The following is a 22,359-nucleotide window of genomic DNA, read 5'->3' on the forward strand; positions in this document are numbered from 1 at the left end:
CCGATCCGCCGAGAGGAGCAGCGATGACGATGACGACAACCGGAAATACGCCTGTCGCTCCCGGGCGCCTCGGAGAGGCGATCGACCCAGGCGAGCTGCTCACCTACCTCACCGGACTCGGCGAGTGGGTCGACCGCCAGCGCAAAGAACTCGACCGTCTGGGCGCCGCTGCCCTCGCCTCGCAGGAGCCCGACTCCTACACCTCCGACATCGTTCTCGCCGAGACGTTGTGGGAGGCCACACGCAAGCGCCGCGAGAGCCTCGAGAGCGTCTGGGATTCGGGTCGCGTCGATACCGTCGCCCGACAGAAGATGTCACAGCTGATCTGGGGCCGACTCGACTCAGGGGGCGGGGCAGAGCTCGTCTCCCTCGTCGAGGCCGTCCGGCTCGCCGATGCACTCGTCTCGCAGCTGACGACACGGCTCAGCCTCGACCCGCGCGCAGCCGGCACCACCGCGCGCATCGTCGGGCTGCGCGCCGAACTCGAGCGTTCACGCGACCTGGCAGCATCCGACCCCGACAGCGCGCAGCGCGTCTCGACCCTGCGCAACCGGCTCGAGTCACTCGCCGAGAAGGCGGGCCGAGGCGCTGACGTGACCGGCCCGCTCGGCCAGTTGGTGCAAGACTCTGCGCGCCTCGAACGAGATCTCATCGTCGCGAGCTCTCAGAAGCGCGACCTGGCCCGGGATGCGCGCAAGGCGGCAGACGATGCGGCAACCGCAGAGCGACGCGAGCCGGTGCTGCGTGCCCTGGCCGAGCGTTGCCGCCGCGAGATCGTCGACCCCCCGAAACTGGCGATCCCCGATGTGTCGAAGCTGGGGCCTGTTCCGCAGTCGCGCGCCGCACTCGACTCCTGGATCGCTCGCCTCGCCCTGGTGAACCGCGCCTTCGAGGCTGTCGAAGACGCCTACGCAGGCCAGCTGCGAGAGCGCGCCGAACTCCGCTATCGCCTGTCGGGCTACCACGCGAAGGCCGAGAGCTCCGGCCGTTCCGCGTCGCCCACGGTCGCCGCCGGCTACATCGAGGCCAAAGAGGCCGTCGACACCACTCCGTGCGACCTGCGCCTCGCCCGCTTCTACGTCGAGCAATACCAATTTCTCACCCGTGACCTGCCGCCGGCATCCTCGCCGCGTCAAGGTCAGGAAGGACGCTACACGTCATGACCGATGTCCAGCACTGCCAGCAGCCCGGCTGCACGGGTGTGATCGAAGACGGTTACTGCAACGTCTGCGGTTCTCCCGCTGCGCCCAGCCCACTTCCCCCCGCTTCGGGCACCGGCACGGCCGCCGCGGCATCGCCCTCGGCCAAGCTCGGCACCGGGTTCTCGGCCGGACCGCAGACCGGCGCCGGGGCCGACCCCGACTTCGCGCAGGCCGGATCGACCCGCACCGGCCGCACCTCGTCGGCGCGACTCGCCACGGCGGCCCTCGGATCGGCGCGCACCGCGGCGACCGGCTCGAAGGCCACCCGCCGGTTCGGAACCACCTCCACGCGCCTCCGCGGCCCGCGCCTCGGCGCCGGGCTCACGACGGTTCCCACCGAGCCGCCCGCAGATCCACTGAAGGCGGTCATGGCCGTCGCCGAGCTGCCGGAGGCGAAGCGATTCTGCTCGAACTGCGGCAAGCCGGTAGGCCGCGGTCGCGACGACAAACCCGGTCGCACCGAGGGATTCTGCCCGAACTGCCGCACGCCCTTCTCCTTCACCCCGCAGCTCAAGCCGGGCGACGTCGTGGGCAGCCAGTACGAGGTCGTCGGATGCCTCGCGTTCGGTGGCCTCGGATGGATCTACCTCGCCCGTGACCAGAACGTCTCGGGCCGCTGGGTGGTTCTGAAGGGCCTGCTCAACTCGGGCGATCCGGATGCCTATGCCGCGGCGATCACGGAACGCCAGTTCCTCGCCGAGGTCGAGCATCCGCTGATCGTCGAGATCTACAACTTCGTGATGTTCAACGGCGCCGGCTACATCGTGATGGAGTACGTGGGCGGACCATCGCTCAAGGTGATCCTCAAAGAGCGGATGAAGGCGAACAACGGTGTCGTCGACCCGTTGCCCGTCGATCAGGCGCTCGCCTACGTGCTCGAGATCCTGCCGGCATTCCAATATCTGCACGACATCAATCTGCTGTTCTGCGACTTCAAGCCCGACAACATGATCCAGGTCGGCGACACGGTGAAGCTCATCGACCTGGGCGGCGTGCGTCGCATCGACGATCAGACCTCGGCCATCTTCGGGACCGTCGGGTTCCAGGCCCCGGAGGTTCCCGATGTCGGGCCCTCGGTCGCCGCCGACATCTACACGATCGGTCGCACGCTGGCCACACTCGTGCTCGACTTCCGCGGCAACCAGACGACCTTCGTGTCGTCGCTGCCCGATGTGGCCGACACTCCGGTGTTCCAGACCTACGACTCGTTCTACCGGCTGCTCGCCAAGGCGTGCGCCTTCGATCCGTCAGACCGCTTCGCATCGGTAGACGAGTTGCGCGCCCAGCTGCTGGGAGTGCTGCGCGAGGTCGTGGCCACCGACCGCGGGCCGGGTCACCCCGCGCTGCACTCCGCGGCATCCGTTCTCTTCGAGGCACCCGTCGCCGACGTCGTCGATCGACCGCTGCCCTGGGACGCCCTGCCCGGGTTGAAGGTCGACGAGTCCGACCCCGCGCGCAGCTGGCTCGCCGGCGTGAACATGGAAGACCCGGCCGCACGCCTGATCGCCCTCGAGTCCGCTCCGAACGTCACCGTCGAGATCCGCCTCGCGCGCGCTCGCGCGGCCATCGAGTCGGGCAACTTCCCCGCCGTCGATGCCGTCATGACCGAGATTCTCACCGATGACCCGTGGGAGTGGCGGGCCGTCTGGCTCGCCGGCCTCGCCGAACTCGCCAAAGGAGATGCCCGCAGCGCCCGCGCATCGTTCAACACCGTCTACGGTCAGGTGCCCGGAGAGCTCGCACCGAAACTCGCGCTTGCGGCAGCCTGCGAGGCGAGCGGCGAGCCCGAGATCGCCGAGAGCCTCTACATCATCTGCGCCCGCTCTGACGCGAACTACACCGCTGCAGCAGCTTTCGGGCTCGCACGGATTCGCGAACAGAGAGGCGACCTCGACGGCGCGCTGACCGCGCTCGACCTCGTCACGCCCACCCGCAGCTCGTATGTCGATGCCCGGCGCCGACGCGCCGAGCTGCTGGCCACCTCCAATCGCGGACTCGCCTCGCTCGCCGCCGCTCTCGACAGCGTCGCAACGGTGTCGATCGATTCGAGGTCGCGAGTCGTGCTCACCGCCAGCGTTCTGGCATCCGCTTTGGCGGTGGTGCGTGATTCCGGACCATCCACCGATGCGGTGGTCGGCGGCATCCCGGCGCAGGAGGGGCCACTTCGCGACGGCCTCGAGCGCGCGTACCGCGAGCTGGCTGGCCTCACAGAGAATCCGGCCGAGCGCATTCACCTGGTCGATGAGGCCAACCGCGTGCGACGATGGACCCTCTCGTGAGCGACCCGCGCATCGAGGCCGCTGCCGAGGGTACGGTCGAACCCGCTGCAGACCCCACCCTGGACACCGTGTCAGAACCTGCCGTCGAGGCCGAGGCCGCAGTACCGGTGCTCTGCCCTGCCTGCGGAACGGTGAACGACCCAGACGCGAAGTTCTGCGAGGAGTGCGGCACCCAACTCGGCGAACTCGTCGAGGTGAGCTCCGATCCCGACTCCGGCGACGATGAAGCCGGGGCCGAGCCGAATGAGTCCACCTCATCGACCTCAGCCCCGCGGCGTGCCTGCGTCTACTGCGGTGGCAGCATCGCCGAAGACGGATACTGCGAACTCTGCGGCAAGCCCGCTCAGAGCGAGCGCGACCACTGGCAGGAGGCACCCGCAGCCTGGGTCGGTGGAGTGTGCGACCGCGGCATCCGGCACGACATCAACGAAGACGCAATGGCCCTGGCGGCAGACCCGCAAGCCGGCGAATTCGCCGTGCTTGTCGTGTGCGACGGCGTCTCGTCGACGCCAGGCTCCGACAAGGCCAGCCTGGCAGCGGCTCGGGCGGCTACCGCTCATCTCGCCGCCGGGCGACAGATCGATGTGACCGAGGGCAACGACGACGAACTCGCGCAGTCGCGATGGTCAGACCGGATGCTCGAGGCCGGCGAACGCGCGAGCGCCGCGATCTACGAGGCGATCGGCGAGCTGGCGGCCCGAACGAATCCGCCATCGTGCACGTTCGCAGCCGCCGTCATCGACGGCCCCCTCGTGGTCGTCGGCGGAGTGGGCGACAGCCGCGTCTACTGGATCGCCGACAGCGGCAAGTCTCGTCAACTGACCACCGATGACTCGTGGTCGCAGGAGATGATGGCCCACGGCATGTCACGGCAGCAGGCCGAGAGCGCGCCTCAAGCACACTCCATCACCCGATGGCTGGGAGCAGACTCGCCCGACGAAGCTCCCCACGTCGTGCCGACCTATCCCACGGGTGCCGGATGGATTCTGGTCTGCTCGGACGGACTATGGAACTACTGCTCCGACGCCGACGACCTCGCCGAACTCGTGCACCGGGTCGTGGGAATGGTGGGAAGCAACCCCGTTCAGGTGTCCTCGTCGCTCGTCGACTGGGCGAATGAGCAGGGCGGCCAAGACAACATCACCGCCGCGCTCGCTCGATTCGATAGCGTTGTACATACACCGGCCCAGCCGGCCTGATCTATGACAGATAGAGGAGTCTCCCATGGCAGAGTTCACAGCCAGCGTTTTCCAGAATGAATTCCTCTCAGACGGGGCCACAGACGTTCACGCCATCGTGACCGTCACGGTCGCTGGGGCGGGTCAGGCCGGGCAGGGCCAGGGGATGGCTGCCGGCGAGATCATCATCGTCGACACCTCAGGGTCGATGACCGGAGAGAACCTCGGCGCAGCGAAGCACGCCGCATCCGTGGCGATCGACCAGATTCTCGACGGCACGTGGTTCGCCGTGATCTCCGGCACCGACACCGCAGCTCGTGCGTTCCCATACCCGAACGCGAGGCTTCCCATGGTGCAGATGGAGCCGGGGGCGCGTGCCGCCGCCAAGCAGGCGATCGCCTCGTTCCAGCCCTCTGGTGGCACGGCGATGGGCACGTGGCTCACTCTGGCTCGCGAACTCTTCCAGGCCACTCCGCAGGCCACGCAGCGTCACGCGATCCTCCTCACCGACGGTAAGAACGAGCACGAGTCGGCGCAGGCTCTCAGCCAGGCCATCTACAACGCCACAGGCGTGTTCCAGTGCGACGCCCGCGGCGTCGGTTCGCGCTGGCAGGTCGACGAGTTGCGCCAGATCGCCACCGCCCTGCTGGGCACGGTCGACCTCATCGCCAAGCCCGCCGACATGGCCGCCGACTTCGAGAGCATCATCAAGCAGTCGATGGGTCGAGGCGTGGCGGCGGCCGAGCTGCGCGTGTGGGCCCCCCAAGGTTCCGAGGTGTTGTTCGTGCGCCAGGTCGCGCCCACGGTCGAAGACCTCACCACCCGCAAGACCATGGTCAATCCACTCACGGGCTCGTACCCCACCGGTTCGTGGGGCGACGAGTCTCGCGACTACCACGTTGCCGTGCGGGTCGCATCCAAGCCCGTGGGCTCCGAGCAGCTCGCCGCCCGCGTGCAGCTGACCGTGCGCGACGAGGTCGTCGCATCCGGTCTCGTGAAAGCGCGCTGGTCGAACGACGACGCGCTCACGGCGCGTATCGACCCGGCCGTGGCGCACTACACGGGCCAGACCGAGCTCGCCTCCGCCATCCAAGATGGCCTCGCGGCCAAGGCGGCCGGCGACGCCGCGACGGCGACGGTCAAGCTCGGTCGCGCCGTTCAGCTCGCTGCGGCAACCGGCAACGACGAGGCGACCGCGAAACTCCGCAAGGTCGTCGAGATCGACGACGCGAACGAGGGCACCGTGAGGCTCCGTCGCGACGTCGCGAAGCTCGATGAGATGGCGCTCGACACGGCGTCGACCAAGACCACGCGGGTGCGAAAATGACCCTCTGCCCCAACGGACACTCCTCGGCGTCGACCGACTATTGCGATGTGTGCGGAACACCGATGGTGGCCGCTGCGCCCGCTGCACCGGCCCCGACCGTGGCGATCCCGACGACGTCGGGCTCGAGTGAGCCGATCACGTGCCCGAACTGCTCGTTCCCCAACCTGCCGGATGCGTTGTTCTGCGAGAACTGCGGATACGACTTCACGACGGGGTCGCTTCCAGAGCCTGACCCCGACGCTCCAGGATTCTCGGCACCGCTTACGGCGCCAGCGCCCGTGCCTAACGCTCCCGCCGTCGTTCCTGTCGTAGCACCGGTGTCGAGCCTCGACATCGAGGAAGGCGACCTCGGAAAGCACGAGGCGGCCGGCGACCCCGGGTACGTCGAGGCTCCGGCAATCGAGGGCCAGCCGACGGTCGAGCCTGCCGGCGCAGCCGAGCCCGCTGAGCCGGAGGCCCCGACGGGCCCGGTGGCCTCCTCCCCCGCCGCGTCTGCGATCGAGGGCGACAGCACCTGGGTCGCCGAGGTGTGGGTCGACCCCGAGTGGTACGCCGCGCAGAAGTCCGACGATCCGCTGCCCTCCGGCGGCCTGCCCGAGATCGTCGTACTCAAGCAGAGCAGCCTTCTGGTGGGCCGAACCTCTGTGTCTCGCGACATTCACCCGCAGATCGAATGCGGCACCGACAGCGGCGTCTCGAGGAGGCACTGCCAGCTCAACACCGACGGTCAGCGTTGGTGGGTCGAAGACCTCCAGTCGTCGAACGGCACCTTCGTGGGTGCTGCCGGCGAGGAGCTGCCGACCGTGCCCATTCAGCCGGGGCAACGGCGCGAGGTGCACGACGGCGACCGCATCTTCGTGGGCGCCTGGACCCGTCTCGTCATTCGCAAGGCGCTGCCGGGCGAAGCGTAGGAGCAACGGTCTCGATACGGCCGCGGGCGGCCTACTCGACCAGCGCAGCCTGTGCGCTGATCGCGTAGTCGCGCGAGGAACGAGCCGGCGTATCGAGATCGCGGCGGGGTCAGCGTGTCTGCAGTGCCAGGTCGATCAGTTCGTCGATGAGTTCGGGGTAGCTCAGCCCCGACGCGATCCAGCAGGCTGGGAACATCGAGATCGGAGTGAAACCGGGCATCGTGTTGAGCTCGTTCACGACGAAGCCGTTCTCGGTGAGAAAGAAATCGACACGGGCGAGCCCGGCGCCGCCGATGGCATCGAACGCCGTAGCCGCGATGCTCTGCATGGTGGCGAGCTGCTCGTCACTCATCGGCGCGGGGCACACCAACTCGATGCCGGGGGCGTCGAGGTACTTCGCGTCGAAGTCGTAGAACGCCCTGTCGGTCATAACGACCTCACCGGCTACCGACACGCGGGTCGGCCCGCCGTCGCGCCCCTCGAGCACTCCGCACTCGACCTCGCGGCCCACGATGCCTTCTTCGATGAGAACCTTGTCGTCTTCGGCGAGGGCCACCTCCATAGCCTCAGCGAGCTGCGCCCAATCGGTGATGCGGCTCACCCCGACCGACGAGCCGGCGCGCGCAGGCTTGACGAAAGCCGGCAGCCCGAGGCCGGAGGCGCGCTCGGCGACGAGCGACGGCGACTTGGCCCACTGCCTGGCCGTCACCGTGGTCCACGGGGCCACATCGATGCCGGCCTGCAGCAGCACCGTCTTGGTGAAGTGCTTGTCCATGCCGAGGGCCGACGCGAGAACGCCCGATCCCACGAACGGAAGGCCCAGGAGTTCGAGCATGCCCTGAACCGTGCCGTCTTCGCCGAAACGTCCGTGCAGAATGGGGAACACGACATCCACCTCACCGAGGCTGCGTGACGTGCCATCGGCGAGGTCGACCTTCAGGGTGCGGTCGCCCGCCTTGTCTGGCCAGCGAATGCGGGTGCCGTTGTCGAGCACACGCGGCATCGCATCGGCGTCGATCGCGAACTTGGCCGGGTCATCGTCTTCGAGAACGAACGATCCCTCGGCGGTGATGCCGATCGGAATGACGTCGAACCGCTCGCGATCAATCGCGTGAAGTACTCCGCCCGCCGTCGCGCAGCTGATTGAATGCTCGCTTGAACGGCCTCCAAAAAGCAGAGCCACCAGTGTTTTTCCGGCCATCGATTGTCCTTTCGCCCTGCGGCTCGTCAGAGTCCGTCGTCAGGTGGGGAGCTATGTCCCGAGGATTCAGCGTACCGGCCAGCACCTCGCTGACCTGCTTGACGATGGGCATGTCCACCCCTTTGGCCGTTGCCAGTTCGAGGATCGGCGCCACAGAGGCGAGACCTTCCGCTGTCTGCTGCATGCTCTTGACGACGTCGGCGAAGCTGTACCCCTGGCCCAGCAGCCGGCCGGCCGTGTTGTTGCGAGACAGCGACGAACTGCTCGTGGCGATGAGATCGCCGAGGCCCGCGAGACCCGCGAGCGTGTCAGCCTGGGCGCCGTACGCCACAGCGAAGTCGGTCATCTCGGCCAGGCCCCGGGTGATGATCGACGCCTTCGTGTTCTCGCCGTAGCCGACTCCGTCGACGATGCCGATGGCCACCGCGATGAGGTTCTTGAGCACGCCGCCGAACTCCGTGCCGATGACGTCGACATTCACGAAGGAACGGAAGTAGCGGTTGCTCGCCACCATCGCGACGCGCTGTGCCGTCTCGAGGCTCTGCGACGAGATCACGGCGGCCGTGGGCTGTTCTTTGGCGATCTCGAGCGCGAGGTTCGGGCCGGATGCGACGGCGATGCGATCGCGGTCGATCTCGAGACCCAGCTCGATCACCTCGCTCATGCGCAGGCCGGACTTCTTCTCGACGCCCTTCATGAGGCTGATCACGAGAGCATCCGCTGGCAGGAGGGGTTTGATCGCCGCGAGGTTCTCGCGCAGGCTCTGACTCGGTATCGAGACGAACACCATCTCGGCTCCGGCCAGGGCCTCGGCCAGACTCGAGGTGGCCGTGACCGTGAGCGGAAGGTTGATGCCGGGAAGATAGTCGCTGTTGCGCTTGGCCTCGCTGATCTCTCGGGCCAGTTCGGGGCGTCGCGCCCAGAGAGTCACGTCGCTGCCGCCGTCGGCGAGGATCTTGGCGAACGTCGTTCCCCAACTGCCCGCACCGAGCACGGTGACGCGACGGCGAGGGGGAACGACGGGCACAGACCTGGTCCTACTCAAAACGGCCGGTCTCCTTCTGATTGTGCGCGGCGGGATTCCATCGTTCGACGGGAGCGGTCTCGCCCCGCAGCACTTCGAGCAGTGCGGTGATGTCGGCCATGACCAGCTCGGTGGCGGCGGTCAGCAGCGCAGAGTTGATCGGCTTGCCCCGGAACTCGGACAGATCGACCGGATCGCCGAAGGCGACCTTGATGGTTTTGCGCGGGAAGAGGCTGATCTTGTTGGAGTATCGCGCCATCACGGCCTGGGTACCCCAGTGGGCGGCGGGAATGATCGGAAGGTTCTGCTCCAAGGCCATGCGCACGGCGCCGGTCTTGCCCCTCATCGGCCAGATCTGCGGATCACGCGTGAGGGTGCCCTCCGGGTAGATGATGACGGCGTTGCCCTTTTCGACGAGCTCGTTGGCCGCTTTCAGGGGTTCGCTCCCCCGAACGGAGCCGGCTCGCTCCACAGGGATCTGCCCCGTACCACGCAGCACCGCTCCCACGACCGGCACCCGGAACAGCGACGCCTTGGCCAGAAAGCGAGGGGCTCGACCGAGTTTCCAGATCGACCAGCCCATGATCACGGGGTCGATGTTGCTGTAGTGGTTAGGCGACAGCACGAAGGCGCCCGTCGTGGGGAGCTTCTGCGGATCAGTGAACTCGATCTTGGCGATGCTCGACAGAAAGGGCACCAGCACGGCGGCCAGAGCACGGAATCCGACGGTCTTTTCGGCCGCCTGGTTCGGCACCTTCTAAACCTCGAAGGAGAAGTCAGCTCCGAGCTTCTCGAGCTTGGCCACGAAGTCTCCATAGCCGCGGCCGATGAGTCCCACGTTGCTCACGGTCGACCGGCCGTCGGCCGTCAATGCGGCGATGAGGTGGCTGAATCCGCCGCGCAGATCGGGAACGACGATCTCACTGCCGTGCAGCTTGGTGGGCCCGGTGATGACAGCGGCCTGCTCGAGCGGGCGCCGCGGAACTCGCCGCTCGCCGCCCTCGAGCCCGTTCTTGTGAACCTGGATGTTCGCACCCATCTCGACCAGCGCATCCGTGAAGCCGAAGCGGTCCTCGTAGACGGTCTCGTGAACGATCGACGTGCCGATGGCCTGGGTGAGGGCGATGATGAGCGGCTGCTGCCAGTCGGTCATGAAGCCGGGGTGCACATCGGTCTCGATGGTCACCGGCTTGAGGTCGCCGCCCGGGTGGTAGAAGCGGATGCCGTCTTCCTCGATGTCGAACGCTCCGCCGATCTTGCGGAAGACGTTGAGGAACGTCATCATGTCTTGCTGCTTGGCACCCTTGCAGGTGATGTCACCGCCCGTGGCCAGCGCGGCCGAAGCCCAGCTGGCGGCCTCGTTGCGATCGAACAGCGCGCGGTGGTCGTAGCCCTTCAAGCTGTCGACGCCCTCGATGAGGATCACGCGGTTGGGCTCGACCGAGATGATCGCACCCATCTTCTGCAGCACGGCGATGAGGTCCATGATCTCGGGCTCGATCGCGGCGTTCTTGAGCTCCGTGGTTCCCTTGACGCGAACGGCCGTCAACAGAACCTGCTCGGTGGCGCCGACGCTCGGGTAGGCGAACTCGATGTTCGCCCCGTGCAGTCCGTTGGGCGCCGAGATGTCGATTCCGCTGGGCAGCTTGTCGACGATCGCGCCGAACTGCCTCAGTGCGTCGAGGTGGAAGTCGATCGGACGGTCGCCGATGCGGCAGCCGCCGAGATCGGGAATGAAGGCGTGGCCCAAGCGGTGCAGCAGCGGTCCGCAGAACAGGATCGGGATACGGCTCGACCCCGAGAGAGCGTCGATCTCAGCGCTGTTCGCGCTGGCGACGTTCGACGGGTCGAAGATCAGGATGCCGGTCTCGGCGCTCCCGGAGATCGTGACGCCGTGCGCCTCCAGCAGGCTCGCTACGACGCTGACATCTGAGATATCGGGCACGTCACGCAGGATGCTCTTGGTGTCGCCGAGAAGGGAGGCGACCATGGCCTTGGTGACCAGGTTCTTGGCCCCCCGCACGTCGATGGTGCCTCGAAGCGGTCGACCGCCGTTGATGATGATCGTGTCGCTGGGTAGACCCACTCTGCGTGCCGCTTTCTGCGCATCCTGAACGAGGGTATTCACTAGATATAACCGCCTGTACTGCTCTTATTTAACGGGAAGAGTCGTGGGGCGCCAGCTCTCGCGGCGGCCCTCGAACTCCGTGATTCGCGCTTCGTCGCGCAGGGTGAGCCCGATGTCGTCAAGGCCTTCGAGAAGCCTCCACCGAGTGTAGTCATCGATCTCGAATGGCACGGTGAGTGCCCCCGCCGTCACTGTCTTGGCGGGAAGATCGACCGTGACCTCGAGCCCGGGCTGCGCATCGATGAGCGCCCAGATCTTCTCGATATCTGCTTCTGCGAGCTGGGCAGCGAGTAGCCCCTGCTTGCCCGAGTTGCCGCGGAAGATGTCGCCGAACCGAGCGCTGAGCACGGCCTTGAATCCGTAGTCGCGGAGAGCCCAGACGGCATGCTCGCGCGATGAGCCGGTTCCGAAGTCGGGCCCCGCCACGAGCACAGATCCGGCCTTGAACGGCTCCTTGTTCAGCACGAACTCGGGGTCTTGACGCCAGCCGTAGAAGAGCGCGTCGTCGAAGCCGGTCTTGGTGACCCGCTTGAGAAATACAGCGGGGATGATCTGGTCGGTGTCGATGTTCGACCGCTCGAGCGGCACGGCGACGCCGGTGATGACAGATACCTTTTCCATTACTTAGATCCCACCGTTCCCTGAGCCTGTCGAAGGGCCTGCATTCACGAGTCTGGCGTCGTCAATGGCGAGATCCCATGGACTCGACAGGGTTCCGCGCACAGCCGTCGCCGCGGCGACAAGAGGCGAGACGAGGTGCGTGCGACCGCCCTTGCCCTGGCGACCCTCGAAGTTGCGGTTCGAGGTCGATGCGCACCTCTCACCGGGCTCGAGCTGATCGGGGTTCATGCCGAGACACATCGAGCATCCTGCGAAGCGCCAATCGGCGCCGAAATCCTTGAACACCTTGTCGAGCCCCTCGGCCTCGGCCTCGATGCGCACCCGAGCTGAGCCCGGCACGACCATCACGCGCACGTTCTCTGCCTTGGTGCGGCCACGGACGATGTCGGCGGCCGCTCGCAGATCTTCGATGCGCGAGTTCGTGCACGATCCGATGAAGACGGTGTCGACCGCGATGTCCTTCATCGGGGTTCCCGCTTCGAGAGCCATGTACTCGAGTGCCCGCTCGGCAGCTGCCCGCTCGTTGGGATCGATGATCACCGAGGGGTCGGGCACGGGCTGCGAAAGAGACACGCCCTGGCCGGGGTTCGTTCCCCAGGTGACGAAGGGCTCGAGCTCGTTGGCGTCGAGGAAGACCTCTGCATCGAAGACGGCGTCGTCGTCGGTGCGCAACGTCTTCCAGTACTCGACGGCAGCATCCCAGTCGTCTCCCTCGGGAGCGTGCGGCCGCCCCTTGAGGTACTCGAAGGTGGTCTCGTCAGGAGCGACCATGCCCGCACGAGCACCCGCCTCGATCGACATGTTGCAGATCGTCATGCGGCCCTCCATCGAGAGCGAGCGGATCGCAGAGCCGCGGTACTCGAGCACATAGCCCTGGCCGCCTCCCGTCGAGATCTTGGCGATCACGGCGAGGATGATGTCTTTGGCCGTGACGCCGGGGCGCAGCTCGCCCTCGACGGTGATGGCCATGGTCTTGAATGCCTTGAGCGGCAGCGTCTGCGTGGCCATGACATGCTCGACCTCGCTGGTGCCGATACCGAACGCCATCGCGCCGAAGGCTCCGTGCGTGCTGGTGTGCGAATCTCCGCACACCACGGTGATGCCGGGCATGGTCAGACCCAGCTGCGGGCCCACCACGTGCACGATTCCCTGCTCGACGTCGCCGAGCGAGTGCAGCCGGATGCCGAATTCCTTGGCATTGCGACGAAGCGTCTCGATCTGCGTGCGGCTGGTCAGGTCTGCGATGGGCTTGTCGATCGCCGCCGTCGGGGTGTTGTGGTCTTCGGTCGCGATCGTGAGGTCGGGGCGCCGCACGGGCCGGCCGGCCACGCGGAGGCCGTCGAAGGCCTGGGGGCTCGTGACCTCGTGCACCAGGTGCAGGTCGATGTAGATGAGGTCGGGCGTACCGTCTTCACCCTTGACCACGAGATGGTCTTCCCAGACCTTTTCGGCCAGGGTCTTGCCGCGATGCACCGGGGAATCTGAAATCGTCATTAGTGATGCCTTCTCTTATGAATCTGCTTGCGAGAGCCCATGACACACTCCGCGACGAGGTGAGGCCTTAGAACGAGGACTCGTCGCGGCAACCAAGAAGGAGTCGACCAGACAGCATCCGTCTAGGGTAACACTCGGGATCATCCCGGGCATTCCCGACCCGAGAGGTCAGCCGCGCGGCGTGCCGTCGGCGTCGGACTTCTGCTCTTCGGCGTCGACCGGGGCATCCTCGACTCTCGCCGGCACGGCATCCGCGCGACGCATGGCGATGAGGCTCGCGATCGTCGCGACAGCCATGGAGCCGATGATCACGGCCAGCGAGGCCCACGTCGAGATGTCGGGTGCCCACTCGATGTGCTGCCCACCGTTGATGAACGGCAGCTCGTTCTCGTGCAGCGCGTGCGACACGAGCTTGAACCCGATGAACGCCAGGATGAACGCGATTCCGTAGTGCAGGTAGACCAGCTTTTCGAGCAGACCGCCCAACAGGAAGAACAGCTGACGCAGACCCATGAGCGCGAAGACGTTGGCGGTGAAGACGATGAACGGGCTCGTCGTGATGCCGAAGATCGCAGGAATCGAGTCGAGTGCGAACAGCAGATCGGTGGATCCGAGGGCGATGAAGACGATCAGCATGGGCGTGAAGATCTTCTTGCCGTCGATGCGGGTGCGTACCTTCGCGCCGTCGAAGTCGTTCGAGATGTCGATGTGGCGACGCAGGTAGCGAATCAGTCTGCTCTCGCCCGCGTCGGCATCGTCGTGCTTGGAGAATGCCTGCTGCCATGCCGTGTAGAGCAAGAAGGCGCCGAAGATGTAGAAGATCCAGCTGAAGTTCTCGATGAGCTGGGCTCCGAGAAGAATGAAGATGCCGCGCAGCACGAGTGCGATGAGGATGCCGACCATCAGCGCCTCCTGCTGCAGCTTCTTCGGCACTTTGAACCTCGCCATGATGATGATGAAGACGAAGAGGTTGTCAATCGAGAGGCTGTACTCCGTGAGCCAGCCGGCCAGGAACTGCCCCGCGTGCTCGCCGTCGGCGAAGATCAGCATCAGCAGGGCGAAGACCAGCGCGAGCCCGATGTAGAACACGACCCACAGAGTCGATTCCTTGGCCGACGGAATGTGCGGGCGCTTGAGCACCAACAACAGATCGACGACGAGGATCAGCGTCAGGATGACGAGTGATGAGACTTCGAACCAGACGGGCAGGTTGAGAGCTGCAGGCATGTGAGGGGTGAGACCTTTCGGGATGGCGGGTACGCCGAGCGACCGAAAGTCTCTCCCGCGCGAACTCGAACATGTCGGTCACGCCATCGCAACGGACCCGCGGCGATGGGGATCGTACTGACGACTGCGATGAAGGTGGGATACTCCCCTTCTGCAGGCGATGTTACAGGATGCTGACGCTAAGATTCCGCCCAGACCAACTTTCAGGAGACCCCCTTGGCCAGCAGCCCGCAGACCACCGTGACCCCGTCCCAACAACGCCAGTACCGACCGCAGACCGCGTGGGTCAAGTCGGTCGGCTATCTCATCTTCTTCAGCCGCTGGCTGCAAGCGCCCCTGTACCTGGGCCTGATCATTGCGCAGCTCGTCTACGTTGTGGTCTTCGTGATCGAACTGGTGCACCTCATCGAGACCGTGTTGAAAGACCCTCTGCACATCGAGGAGTCAGTCATCATGCTCTCGGTGCTCGGCCTCATCGACGTGGTGATGATCGCCAATCTGCTGATCATGGTCATCATCGGCGGCTACGAGACCTTCGTCTCGAAAATCGACATCGAGGGGCACCCCGACCAGCCCGAGTGGCTGTCGCATGTCAACGCGAATGTGCTCAAGGTCAAGCTGGCCATGGCCATCATCGGCATCTCGTCGATCCACTTGCTCAAGACATTCATCGAGGTGGGCGATCTCGGCGCCCCTGGCAGCAACAACGAGGAAGAGAGCCTCACCGGCGACGTCTACACAGGCGACGGAGTGTTCTGGCAGGTCATCATCCACACCGTCTTCATCCTGTCGGCGATCGCCCTCGCCCTGATCGACCGTATGTCGCAGAATCACGGCGCATCGGCCAGGAGCCTCACGCACAAGCCGTCGGACCAGGTGGTCGAGCCCGTCGATCCGTCGCCCGTGCCGCAGGGTGCAGTCGCTGTGTCGGGCTACATCATCGACGGCAAATTCGTCGAGCAGCGCTAGCCACTCGACGAATCCGCCGGTCGCAGGCCGCTCCGCGGAGCGGCTACTTGCCGAGATCGGCGAAAAGGGATGCGCGCACCTCGTCGAGACGGCGGGCGAATGCGGCAGCGGTTCCCGACGGCACAGCGCCTCGCGCTCCACTCGCTCGAAGCGCCGTGCGCACCGACTGGCGAAACTCGGCCAGCGCGATGTCGACGTCGCGGATCTCGTCACGACTCGCATCCCGTGAGGCGTCGGCAGACGCCGGTGTCTCGTCTGCTGCACGCGTCTCGTCGCTCGATGTGTCGCCTTTCGCATCCTGGCCGGGCGCATCCTGCGTGGGGTCGAACGCGAACCACGAGGAGTACGACTGGGTGGTGGCGTCGGTCGCCTCGCGCGCCTGACGCGCGGCGGAAGCGAGATCGGCACGCAGGCTCTTCATGGCCTCGCCAACCCCCGAGCGCACCTCGTCGGCCAGGCGACGAACACTGTCGGTGAGGTCGTTCTCGATCGAGGTGAGTTCGCTCTCACGCGAGTCGAGCTCAGCGCGCCCGGCCTCGGTGATCTCGTAGACGGTCTTGCGGCCGTCGGCGGTCTTCGTGACGAGTCCCTCGTCTTCGAGCTTTGCGAGGCGCGGGTAGATCGTGCCCGCGCTGGGAGCGTACGTGCCGCCGAAGCGCTCGCTGAGCGCCTGGATCAACTCGTAGCCGTGCTTGGGCGACTCGTCGAGCAGCTTGAGCAGGTAGAGCCGAAGGTGGCCGTGGCCGAAGACGGGGGTCACAGCGATTCCCCCTCCGGGCCGTCGAACGGGGCAGCATCAGAGACAGGAGCATCGGAGACGCCCGTGCTCGGGGCGGTGGATGCTCCGACCGTCGTGCGTCGCACTGATGTGATGTCGCCCGACACGGAGTTGGCACGAACCTCGACCCACTTGCCGTCGAGCGTTCCCGCGGTGTGATTGAAGCCACGGCCACGCGTGCCGCGTGTGGTGGTCGAATCGACCTGCAGTGTTCCGCTGACGCTGTTGAGCGTGTAGCGCGCCGCCGCGTCGTGATCGAGTCGAATGGTGAGGTCGCCGCTCACGGTGTTGTTGCTGATCTCTTCGGGAACACCGGTGAGGTCGAGGAACACGGCCCCCGAGACTCCGTCGGCCGAGAACTTGCGAAGCGCACCCGTGACGATGATGTCACCGGTCACGGTGTGTGCGTTCAGTACTCCTTGCTGGTCGCTGACCGAGATCTCACCGCTGACCGTGTTGATGTCGAGGTCGCCGATGATGTCGTCGATCACGATGTCACCAGAGACCGAGTTGATTCTGGCGTCGGTGCGCAGCCCCGAGATGAGAGCGCTGGAGTTGACGACGCCGAACTTCAGCTTCGCATCGCGCGGAATCATGATGCTGATGTCGGCCTTCGCCGTTCCTTTGAACGACTTGAACACGTCGATGAAGTTGTCCCAGCGCAGCTGCGGGTGATCGATCTCGAGCACGTCGCCGTCGATCGAGACCTTCAGGTCTTTGCCCGAGACCGAGTGAACCTCGACGCGGGCTCCGGGCTCGTCGTGAGCGATGACGTCGATCTTGCCTCCGATGAGGCCGATCTTGACCGAGCGAACGAGTTCGAGGTCGATGACCTTCGGGCCCGTGACGACCCACTTCTCGATGGCCATGAATATCTCCTTGATGTCGATGACGCGATATATCGCGTTGCTTGAACTCAAGCTATATCGCGAATTGATCCCAGTCAAGATATATCGCGAATCGGATGCCATCGGCCGGGTTAACGACGAAGCGCCCCGACCCACAAGGGGTCGGGGCGCTTCGAACGTTGTGTGGCGCGTTATGCGCGGCTGCGGCTTCCGCGACCCACGATGAGGCCGTAGACCAGAAGCACGACGATCGAGCCGACGATGGCGATGAGCCACGACTCGATGCTGAAGAATCCGTCGTATCCGACGCCGAAGACCGCTCCACCGATCCAGCCGCCGACAAGGGCGCCAACAACACCGAGGATGAGGGTTACAACCCATCCACCGCCCTGCTTGCCCGGGAGGATCGCCTTAGCGATTGCGCCGGCGATGAGTCCGAGAAGAAGAAAACCGAGAAAGCTCATGACTGTCTCTCCAATGCACTGTGTAGTGCAGTAGACGGATTTCGACTACTGCAGCCAAGACACTAGCGGCCGTGCCCTCTTCGGGGCACAGGGGTTGACATTGGGCTCATTCATCCGGCTACTTCTCAGCCTTCCAGCCCAGCAGAGGTGCGAGAATACCCGCGATATCGGTGAGGATCTGCACGTAGTCGTCGTGTTCGAGAGTAAAGGGCAAGGCGAACACCACCTCGTCAACCGCCTGATAGCCCGCGTGCGCTTGCAGCGTATCCGCGATCTCGGCCGATGAGCCGACCAGGTCCGGCGCAAAGAGCATGCGCTGCGGCCCCTGTGGTGCTGTCGTGCGCGCGAATCTCCGCTCGGCGAATGCGCGGTACTTAGCGGCCTGCTCGGGCGTAGCCGTATCGGTCGGAATCACCACGAGTCCCTGCGACGCGCGAGCCGCCTGCCCCAGCGGGTGGCGGTCGCGGAAGAGATCGATCTGCGCACGCTGAATGCGAGCGAAGTCATCGTCTTCTTCGGCGCGAACAACGCTGCTGCTCAGCAGGTTGAGCCCGCGCTCCCCCGCCCACGCGGCCGACGAGAGGCCGGCCGCCCCATACCAGAGCCGGTCGGCGAGGCCGGGCGAATGCGGCTGGATGCGCGTCGAGTAGGCCTCGATGCCTTCGGTTCCCGCGAACGTGCTCACGTCGCCGCCGCGCAGATTATGCAGGAGCCGATCGACACGCTCGGTCGTGAAGTCCTCGCTTTGCCACGAGTCGGGATAGAGGTGTTCTTTGATGTCGTCGAAGTGGGTGGGAACACCGACGCTGACTCCGGGGTTGAGCCTGCCGCGGCTGAGAACGTCGACCGTCGCGAGATCCTCGGCCAGTCGAAACGGATTCTCAAGCCCAAGCGGGATCACCGCTGTTCCGAGCTCGATGCGACTCGTGCGCTGGCTAGCCGCGGCAAGCACGGCGACCGGAGACGAGATGCCGTGCTGCAAATGCCGATCACGAAGCCAAGCGCTGTCGAAGCCCAGCCGCTCCCCCAGCTCGATGATCTGCAGGGTGCTTTCGTGACCGCCGAATGGATCCGCTTCGTCGAAGAAGCCGATGGTCAGGAATCCGAGGCTCTTGAGGTCGCGCGGGCTGTCTGTGCTCATGCATTCACAGTACCGACGCACGCACGACCGGCCGCACCCGATGCATCCGGAATCGTCATTCTGCGCAACGACGTGATCAGCCACAACCGCCGATCGTCAACGGGATGAAATCAGCCGGATCATCGGGGGAGGAACTGGTTACCCGATAGCCCCCCGCCCAGTACACCCGCCACTCCCCCGGAGCGATCATCGCCGAGGTCGAGACAGGATACATCGCACTGTTTCCGGTCATCCTGATAACTGCCGATCCTGTTTCGTCCGCGGTGCTGGAGCCAGCGCTCTGGAAGGAATAACTCACTGGACCGCCTGTCTGAAAGCTGGACAGGTAGATGATCTCGCCAGGCACCAGACCGGTCAGCGTGACGGAAAGACCTGCTTGATCTCCGACGAGTTGCTCGGGTTCGATGCACGACTGAGCTTCCACCGATACCTCATCGCGAGGAAGATAGTTGAGGGAAAGCGGGCTACTCAGCGCAAGGGGATCGATATACCCGGACCCCGCGGGATCCAGCTGCGGCCCCGCGGCGGTGTCGACCCTGACGTAACTGTTCAGAAGATTGCCGCTCTCACCGCTACCTGTGAACATCTGCGGGAACGAATCCGGAATCCAGGTAACCGAAGCCGCACCGACGTCGTCTGTCGTGACCGCGAGGGGAGTGCTGAACTCGGAGAAGTAGCCGCCGGGCGTTTTCGATTCGCCAGGGTACCGGGAATCGATCGTGAGGGCGAAGTCCGTGTTGGGCGCGAATCCGGAAAGATCCACCGAGATGCCGTTGCCCCAGCTCGGCGCGCTGAACGAGGCATCCCCGATCACCACAGTCGGCGTGGTTGGCACCGCGGGCGTCGTCACAGTCGGAGTCGGCTGAGGCGTGCGAGTCGGGGTGGGAGTGATCGAGGTCGTCGGCTCCACGGCTCCCCACGGGGAATTCCCGAGTCCGATGGCCAGCGCGCCTCCCGCGGCACCGAGACCGAGCACAACAAGCACAACGATGCTGAGGGCACCGAACCGGAACCGGGGTTTCGGTGCCGGGACGGGTGCCGGAAGCTGTGACCCCGCGGTGAGGAGCACGTTCTCGGTGATGCGAACGATCATCCGCTCGAAGTCATCGCCGGCAGGAGGTTCAGTTCTCATTGTCGATCGCCGCCTTTCGCAGCCTGGCGCGACTCCGCGCAACTCTCTGGCGCACGGCTCCTACGCTGATTCCGGTTTCGATCGCCGCCTCGGCATAGCTGCGACCATCGATCAAACACAACTCGCACACGCGACGGTCGAGGGAAGAGAGCTTGTCGATCTCCCCCATCACCCATCGAAGGCGATCCCGAGCGTCGTCATCGTGCTCTGAGACCGGCACGTCGTCGGGAAGCTCATCCGCTGCGTGCCTGACCCGCGACCTGTTGAGGTTCAGCGCCATATTCCGGCAGGTGACGAGAAGCCATGGCAGCAGGGATGTATCCGGCAGCTCGATACTGTCGGCCTTCCGCCAGCAGGTCACGAACGTGTCTTGCACGACCTCCTCGACATCGGCCTGACTCGCTACCATCGCCCACGCATACCGCGTGACCGATGGGGAATGACGTCGAAGAATTCCAGCGAGCGCCTGTCTGTCTCCAGCCACGAGGCCCATCAATAGTTCAGCGTCCGAATCTCTGTCGGTCATCATTCGCACCCCCTCTCATTTATGGAGTGTCTCCGATCGAAGAGAAATCACGACGCGGCCGAATTATTTTTTCAGAATGTTGTTCCCGGGTACATAGACGCAAAAAAGCCCGGCACCCCTCGAAGAGAAGGGAAGCCGGGCTATCTGTGACCCCAACCGGATTCGAACCGGTGCTGCCGCCGTGAGAGGGCGGTGTCCTAGGCCGCTAAACGATGGGGCCGTCTGCAACTCAACGAGTATGCCATACGATCAGCCTTCAATGCCAATCGGCTCAGGCGAGGATGCGGAGCGCTCCCGGCACGACCTCGACCTCGACCGGCAGCGGCCCCACCCGCTCGCCGTCTGCATAGGCGATCACGTCGTCGGCATCGATGCTCACGCGTGACACCCTCGAGATGTCGACGATGTCGAGGCCGGTGTGGCTCCCCGAGAAGACCTTGGGAAACAGTCGCAGAAACCGCACGCGCGACAGCGCGCCCACCCGGAACAGATCGAGCAACCCGTCATCGAGCACCGCGTCGGGCGTCACGGTCATGCCCCCACCGAGCGAGCGATTGTTCGCCACCGCGATCAGAGAGGCACTCACGATTGACCGTGCGCCATCAACGGTGAGCTCGTAGCTACGAGCGCGCAGGGTGACGAGTTCAGCCAACAGAGCGATCACGTAGCGACTGGCTCCGCGGGGGCGCTTCATGCGATTCGCCCTCTCATTCACGAGAGCGTCGAAGCCAGCCGACAGCACTCCGCCGAACCAGGTCGAGCCGCCCGCGTGGTGAACCCGCCCGGCGTCGATCGTGCGCGCACCCGCAGAGAGAGCCGTGCGCAGAACCGCCAGGGCATCGTCGAGCGAGTCCAGCGGAATTCCGAGCCCCCTCGCCATGTCGTTTCCCGTGCCCGAAGGAATGATGCCGAACGGAATGCCTGTCTCCGCCGTCACGTTGACCGCGAGGCTCACCATGCCATCGCCGCCGACCACAACGAGCGCATCGGCGGCGGCCGGACCACCGGCATCCAGGGCCTGACGAACGGCTGAGGTGAGAGACGCGAAATCGGGCTGCGCGACGGCTGTGACGTCGTGGCCGTCTGCGGCGAGCGCATCGACGACTTTCGGGCCCGTCGCGCTCCGCGAACCGAACGATGCAGACGGGTTGATCGCGACGACGATCCGCTTCGGCGAGGTGGGCATGATGTGTCGATTATGACCTACAGGCAATGCCCAAAGACGACGGCGCGATGCGTTCTACTCTGATGTCATGAGACTTACCAAACTCGAGCATGCCGCGTTGATCATCGAGCAGTCGGGAAAGAAGCTGTTCGTCGATCCGGGTTCGTTCACCACCGCGATCACCGAGGCCGCAGGGGCCGTCGCCGTCGTCATCACCCACGAGCACGCCGACCACTGGACGCCCGAACAGCTGACCCGCCTCGTCGACCGGGCCCCCGACATCCAGATCTTCGGCCCGCAGGGTGTCGCGGATGCCGCCGGCGGATTCCCGGTGACGGTCGTCAAGGCGGGCGACGAGATCTCGGTCGCGCCGTTCACGCTGCGATTCTTCGGTGAGAAGCATGCGGTTATTCACGAGTCGATCCCGGTCATCGACAACGTCGGCGTGCTCATCAACGGCTCGGTCTACTACGGAGGCGACTCCTATACGGTGCCCGAGGGTGTCGAGGTCGACGTTCTTGCCGCCCCCATCGGAGCGCCGTGGCTGAAGATCAGCGAGGCGATGGACTACGTGCTCACCATCAAACCGAAACGCAGCTTTCCCACCCACGAGATGACTCTCTCGAAGGCGGGAAAGGCCATGACCGGCGACCGCATCAAGTGGGCCACCGAGCAGAACGGCGGAGAATACTTCGCGCTCGAGCCCGGTGACTCACTCGACGTCTAGGAGACGCATGAGGGGTG

21 protein-coding genes and 1 tRNA gene are annotated in these 22,359 nt (G+C 65.3%); 7 read left to right on the plus strand and 15 right to left on the minus strand.

Annotation, left to right across the window (positions count from 1 at the left end):
• Positions 1 to 23: 23 nt before the first annotated feature.
• The 5 genes from B9Y86_RS01170 to B9Y86_RS01190 are packed head-to-tail and all read left to right on the plus strand — an operon-like array spanning position 24 to position 6,897.
• Positions 24 to 1,163 (plus strand): hypothetical protein, encoded by a 1,140-nt coding sequence (locus tag B9Y86_RS01170; protein ID WP_244894576.1) that lies wholly within the window; start codon positions 24 to 26, stop codon positions 1,161 to 1,163.
• Positions 1,160 to 3,481 carry a serine/threonine-protein kinase gene (locus B9Y86_RS01175; RefSeq protein ID WP_085482149.1) on the plus strand — a complete coding sequence of 774 codons (2,322 nt, stop codon included), beginning with the start codon at positions 1,160 to 1,162 and terminating at the stop codon, positions 3,479 to 3,481. Before B9Y86_RS01170 ends, B9Y86_RS01175 begins: the two co-directional genes overlap by 4 nt.
• Positions 3,478 to 4,680, plus strand: coding sequence for a PP2C family protein-serine/threonine phosphatase (locus B9Y86_RS01180; RefSeq protein WP_244894577.1), 1,203 nt, complete (start codon positions 3,478 to 3,480; stop codon positions 4,678 to 4,680). The genes B9Y86_RS01175 and B9Y86_RS01180 overlap by 4 nt, the downstream gene beginning before the upstream one ends.
• A gap of 25 nt (positions 4,681 to 4,705) precedes the next feature.
• Positions 4,706 to 5,986 carry a VWA domain-containing protein gene (locus B9Y86_RS01185; protein WP_085482153.1) on the plus strand — a complete coding sequence of 427 codons (1,281 nt, stop codon included), beginning with the start codon at positions 4,706 to 4,708 and terminating at the stop codon, positions 5,984 to 5,986.
• Positions 5,983 to 6,897: a double zinc ribbon and FHA domain-containing protein gene (locus B9Y86_RS01190; RefSeq protein ID WP_085482155.1), complete on the plus strand. Its 915-nt coding sequence runs from the start codon at positions 5,983 to 5,985 to the stop codon at positions 6,895 to 6,897. The genes B9Y86_RS01185 and B9Y86_RS01190 overlap by 4 nt, the downstream gene beginning before the upstream one ends.
• Positions 6,898 to 7,006: 109 nt before the next feature.
• Here the strand turns inward: B9Y86_RS01190 and B9Y86_RS01195 are convergent, their stop codons facing one another.
• The 7 genes from B9Y86_RS01195 to B9Y86_RS01225 all read right to left on the minus strand — a co-directional run bounded on the left by B9Y86_RS01195 (position 7,007) and on the right by B9Y86_RS01225 (position 14,592).
• The gene (locus tag B9Y86_RS01195) at positions 7,007 to 8,098 is read right to left on the minus strand and encodes a D-alanine--D-alanine ligase family protein (RefSeq protein ID WP_085482157.1); all 1,092 of its coding nucleotides are present in this window, start codon (positions 8,096 to 8,098) and stop codon (positions 7,007 to 7,009) included.
• Entirely contained in the window at positions 8,001 to 9,125 is a 1,125-nt protein-coding gene (locus tag B9Y86_RS01200; protein ID WP_139824680.1) for an NAD(P)H-dependent glycerol-3-phosphate dehydrogenase, read from the minus strand. The genes B9Y86_RS01195 and B9Y86_RS01200 overlap by 98 nt, the downstream gene beginning before the upstream one ends.
• A 10-nt stretch (positions 9,126 to 9,135) precedes the next feature.
• Positions 9,136 to 9,876 (minus strand): lysophospholipid acyltransferase family protein, encoded by a 741-nt coding sequence (locus B9Y86_RS01205; protein WP_085482161.1) that lies wholly within the window; start codon positions 9,874 to 9,876, stop codon positions 9,136 to 9,138.
• A gap of 3 nt (positions 9,877 to 9,879) precedes the next feature.
• Positions 9,880 to 11,250, minus strand: coding sequence for a UDP-N-acetylglucosamine 1-carboxyvinyltransferase (murA, locus tag B9Y86_RS01210; RefSeq protein ID WP_085482163.1), 1,371 nt, complete (start codon positions 11,248 to 11,250; stop codon positions 9,880 to 9,882).
• A 24-nt stretch (positions 11,251 to 11,274) separates the two neighbouring features.
• Positions 11,275 to 11,871: a 3-isopropylmalate dehydratase small subunit gene (gene leuD / locus B9Y86_RS01215; protein WP_085482165.1), complete on the minus strand. Its 597-nt coding sequence runs from the start codon at positions 11,869 to 11,871 to the stop codon at positions 11,275 to 11,277.
• A 3-nt stretch (positions 11,872 to 11,874) separates the two neighbouring features.
• Positions 11,875 to 13,365 carry a 3-isopropylmalate dehydratase large subunit gene (leuC, locus tag B9Y86_RS01220; RefSeq protein ID WP_085482167.1) on the minus strand — a complete coding sequence of 497 codons (1,491 nt, stop codon included), beginning with the start codon at positions 13,363 to 13,365 and terminating at the stop codon, positions 11,875 to 11,877.
• A gap of 168 nt (positions 13,366 to 13,533) precedes the next feature.
• Positions 13,534 to 14,592, minus strand: coding sequence for a TerC/Alx family metal homeostasis membrane protein (locus B9Y86_RS01225; RefSeq protein WP_085482169.1), 1,059 nt, complete (start codon positions 14,590 to 14,592; stop codon positions 13,534 to 13,536).
• Positions 14,593 to 14,808: 216 nt separating this feature from the next.
• On the opposite strand from B9Y86_RS01225, the gene B9Y86_RS01230 reads away from it, so the two are divergent.
• Positions 14,809 to 15,561 (plus strand): TIGR00645 family protein, encoded by a 753-nt coding sequence (locus B9Y86_RS01230; protein WP_085482171.1) that lies wholly within the window; start codon positions 14,809 to 14,811, stop codon positions 15,559 to 15,561.
• 43 nt (positions 15,562 to 15,604) lie between these two features.
• Here the strand turns inward: B9Y86_RS01230 and B9Y86_RS01235 are convergent, their stop codons facing one another.
• The 8 genes from B9Y86_RS01235 to B9Y86_RS01270 all read right to left on the minus strand — a co-directional run bounded on the left by B9Y86_RS01235 (position 15,605) and on the right by B9Y86_RS01270 (position 21,636).
• Positions 15,605 to 16,321 (minus strand): PadR family transcriptional regulator, encoded by a 717-nt coding sequence (locus B9Y86_RS01235; protein ID WP_085482173.1) that lies wholly within the window; start codon positions 16,319 to 16,321, stop codon positions 15,605 to 15,607.
• Entirely contained in the window at positions 16,318 to 17,208 is an 891-nt protein-coding gene (locus B9Y86_RS01240; protein WP_085482175.1) for a DUF4097 family beta strand repeat-containing protein, read from the minus strand. The genes B9Y86_RS01235 and B9Y86_RS01240 overlap by 4 nt, the downstream gene beginning before the upstream one ends.
• A gap of 170 nt (positions 17,209 to 17,378) precedes the next feature.
• Complete coding sequence (locus B9Y86_RS01245; protein WP_085482177.1) at positions 17,379 to 17,651, minus strand: GlsB/YeaQ/YmgE family stress response membrane protein; 273 nt, start codon at positions 17,649 to 17,651, stop codon at positions 17,379 to 17,381.
• Positions 17,652 to 17,769: 118 nt separating this feature from the next.
• Positions 17,770 to 18,792, minus strand: coding sequence for an LLM class flavin-dependent oxidoreductase (locus B9Y86_RS01250; RefSeq protein ID WP_085482179.1), 1,023 nt, complete (start codon positions 18,790 to 18,792; stop codon positions 17,770 to 17,772).
• A 76-nt stretch (positions 18,793 to 18,868) separates the two neighbouring features.
• On the minus strand, positions 18,869 to 19,642 hold the full coding sequence (locus tag B9Y86_RS01255; protein WP_139824681.1) for a hypothetical protein: 774 nt from the start codon (positions 19,640 to 19,642) through the stop codon (positions 18,869 to 18,871).
• Between the two features lie 271 nt (positions 19,643 to 19,913).
• The gene (locus B9Y86_RS01260) at positions 19,914 to 20,453 is read right to left on the minus strand and encodes an RNA polymerase sigma factor (RefSeq protein ID WP_085482183.1); all 540 of its coding nucleotides are present in this window, start codon (positions 20,451 to 20,453) and stop codon (positions 19,914 to 19,916) included.
• A 144-nt stretch (positions 20,454 to 20,597) separates the two neighbouring features.
• Positions 20,598 to 20,670: transfer RNA gene (locus B9Y86_RS01265), tRNA-Glu, on the minus strand.
• 51 nt (positions 20,671 to 20,721) lie between these two features.
• Complete coding sequence (locus tag B9Y86_RS01270; RefSeq protein WP_085482185.1) at positions 20,722 to 21,636, minus strand: diacylglycerol/lipid kinase family protein; 915 nt, start codon at positions 21,634 to 21,636, stop codon at positions 20,722 to 20,724.
• A gap of 67 nt (positions 21,637 to 21,703) precedes the next feature.
• On the opposite strand from B9Y86_RS01270, the gene B9Y86_RS01275 reads away from it, so the two are divergent.
• Positions 21,704 to 22,342, plus strand: a complete 639-nt coding sequence (locus B9Y86_RS01275) for an MBL fold metallo-hydrolase (RefSeq protein WP_085482187.1) — start codon at positions 21,704 to 21,706, stop codon at positions 22,340 to 22,342.
• Positions 22,343 to 22,359: the final 17 nt, after the last annotated feature.

Source organism: Agreia pratensis (assembly GCF_900177685.1).
In the GTDB taxonomy this organism is placed as follows: Bacteria; Actinomycetota; Actinomycetes; order Actinomycetales; family Microbacteriaceae; genus Agreia; species Agreia pratensis.

What these genes read in the sequence shown, in the direction of transcription:
- B9Y86_RS01170 (WP_244894576.1), top strand. Translation starts at nt 24, where the DNA reads ATGACGATGACGACAACCGGAAATACGCCTGTCGCTCCCGGGCGCCTC.
- B9Y86_RS01175 (WP_085482149.1), top strand. Translation starts at nt 1,160, where the DNA reads ATGACCGATGTCCAGCACTGCCAGCAGCCCGGCTGCACGGGTGTGATC.
- B9Y86_RS01185 (WP_085482153.1), top strand. Translation starts at nt 4,706, where the DNA reads ATGGCAGAGTTCACAGCCAGCGTTTTCCAGAATGAATTCCTCTCAGAC.
- B9Y86_RS01190 (WP_085482155.1), top strand. Translation starts at nt 5,983, where the DNA reads ATGACCCTCTGCCCCAACGGACACTCCTCGGCGTCGACCGACTATTGC.
- B9Y86_RS01195 (WP_085482157.1), bottom strand. Translation starts at nt 8,098, where the DNA reads ATGGCCGGAAAAACACTGGTGGCTCTGCTTTTTGGAGGCCGTTCAAGC.
- leuD (WP_085482165.1), bottom strand. Translation starts at nt 11,871, where the DNA reads ATGGAAAAGGTATCTGTCATCACCGGCGTCGCCGTGCCGCTCGAGCGG.
- leuC (WP_085482167.1), bottom strand. Translation starts at nt 13,365, where the DNA reads ATGACGATTTCAGATTCCCCGGTGCATCGCGGCAAGACCCTGGCCGAA.
- B9Y86_RS01225 (WP_085482169.1), bottom strand. Translation starts at nt 14,592, where the DNA reads ATGCCTGCAGCTCTCAACCTGCCCGTCTGGTTCGAAGTCTCATCACTC.
- B9Y86_RS01240 (WP_085482175.1), bottom strand. Translation starts at nt 17,208, where the DNA reads ATGGCCATCGAGAAGTGGGTCGTCACGGGCCCGAAGGTCATCGACCTC.
- B9Y86_RS01245 (WP_085482177.1), bottom strand. Translation starts at nt 17,651, where the DNA reads ATGAGCTTTCTCGGTTTTCTTCTTCTCGGACTCATCGCCGGCGCAATC.
- B9Y86_RS01250 (WP_085482179.1), bottom strand. Translation starts at nt 18,792, where the DNA reads ATGAGCACAGACAGCCCGCGCGACCTCAAGAGCCTCGGATTCCTGACC.
- B9Y86_RS01260 (WP_085482183.1), bottom strand. Translation starts at nt 20,453, where the DNA reads ATGATGACCGACAGAGATTCGGACGCTGAACTATTGATGGGCCTCGTG.
- B9Y86_RS01270 (WP_085482185.1), bottom strand. Translation starts at nt 21,636, where the DNA reads ATGCCCACCTCGCCGAAGCGGATCGTCGTCGCGATCAACCCGTCTGCA.
- B9Y86_RS01275 (WP_085482187.1), top strand. Translation starts at nt 21,704, where the DNA reads ATGAGACTTACCAAACTCGAGCATGCCGCGTTGATCATCGAGCAGTCG.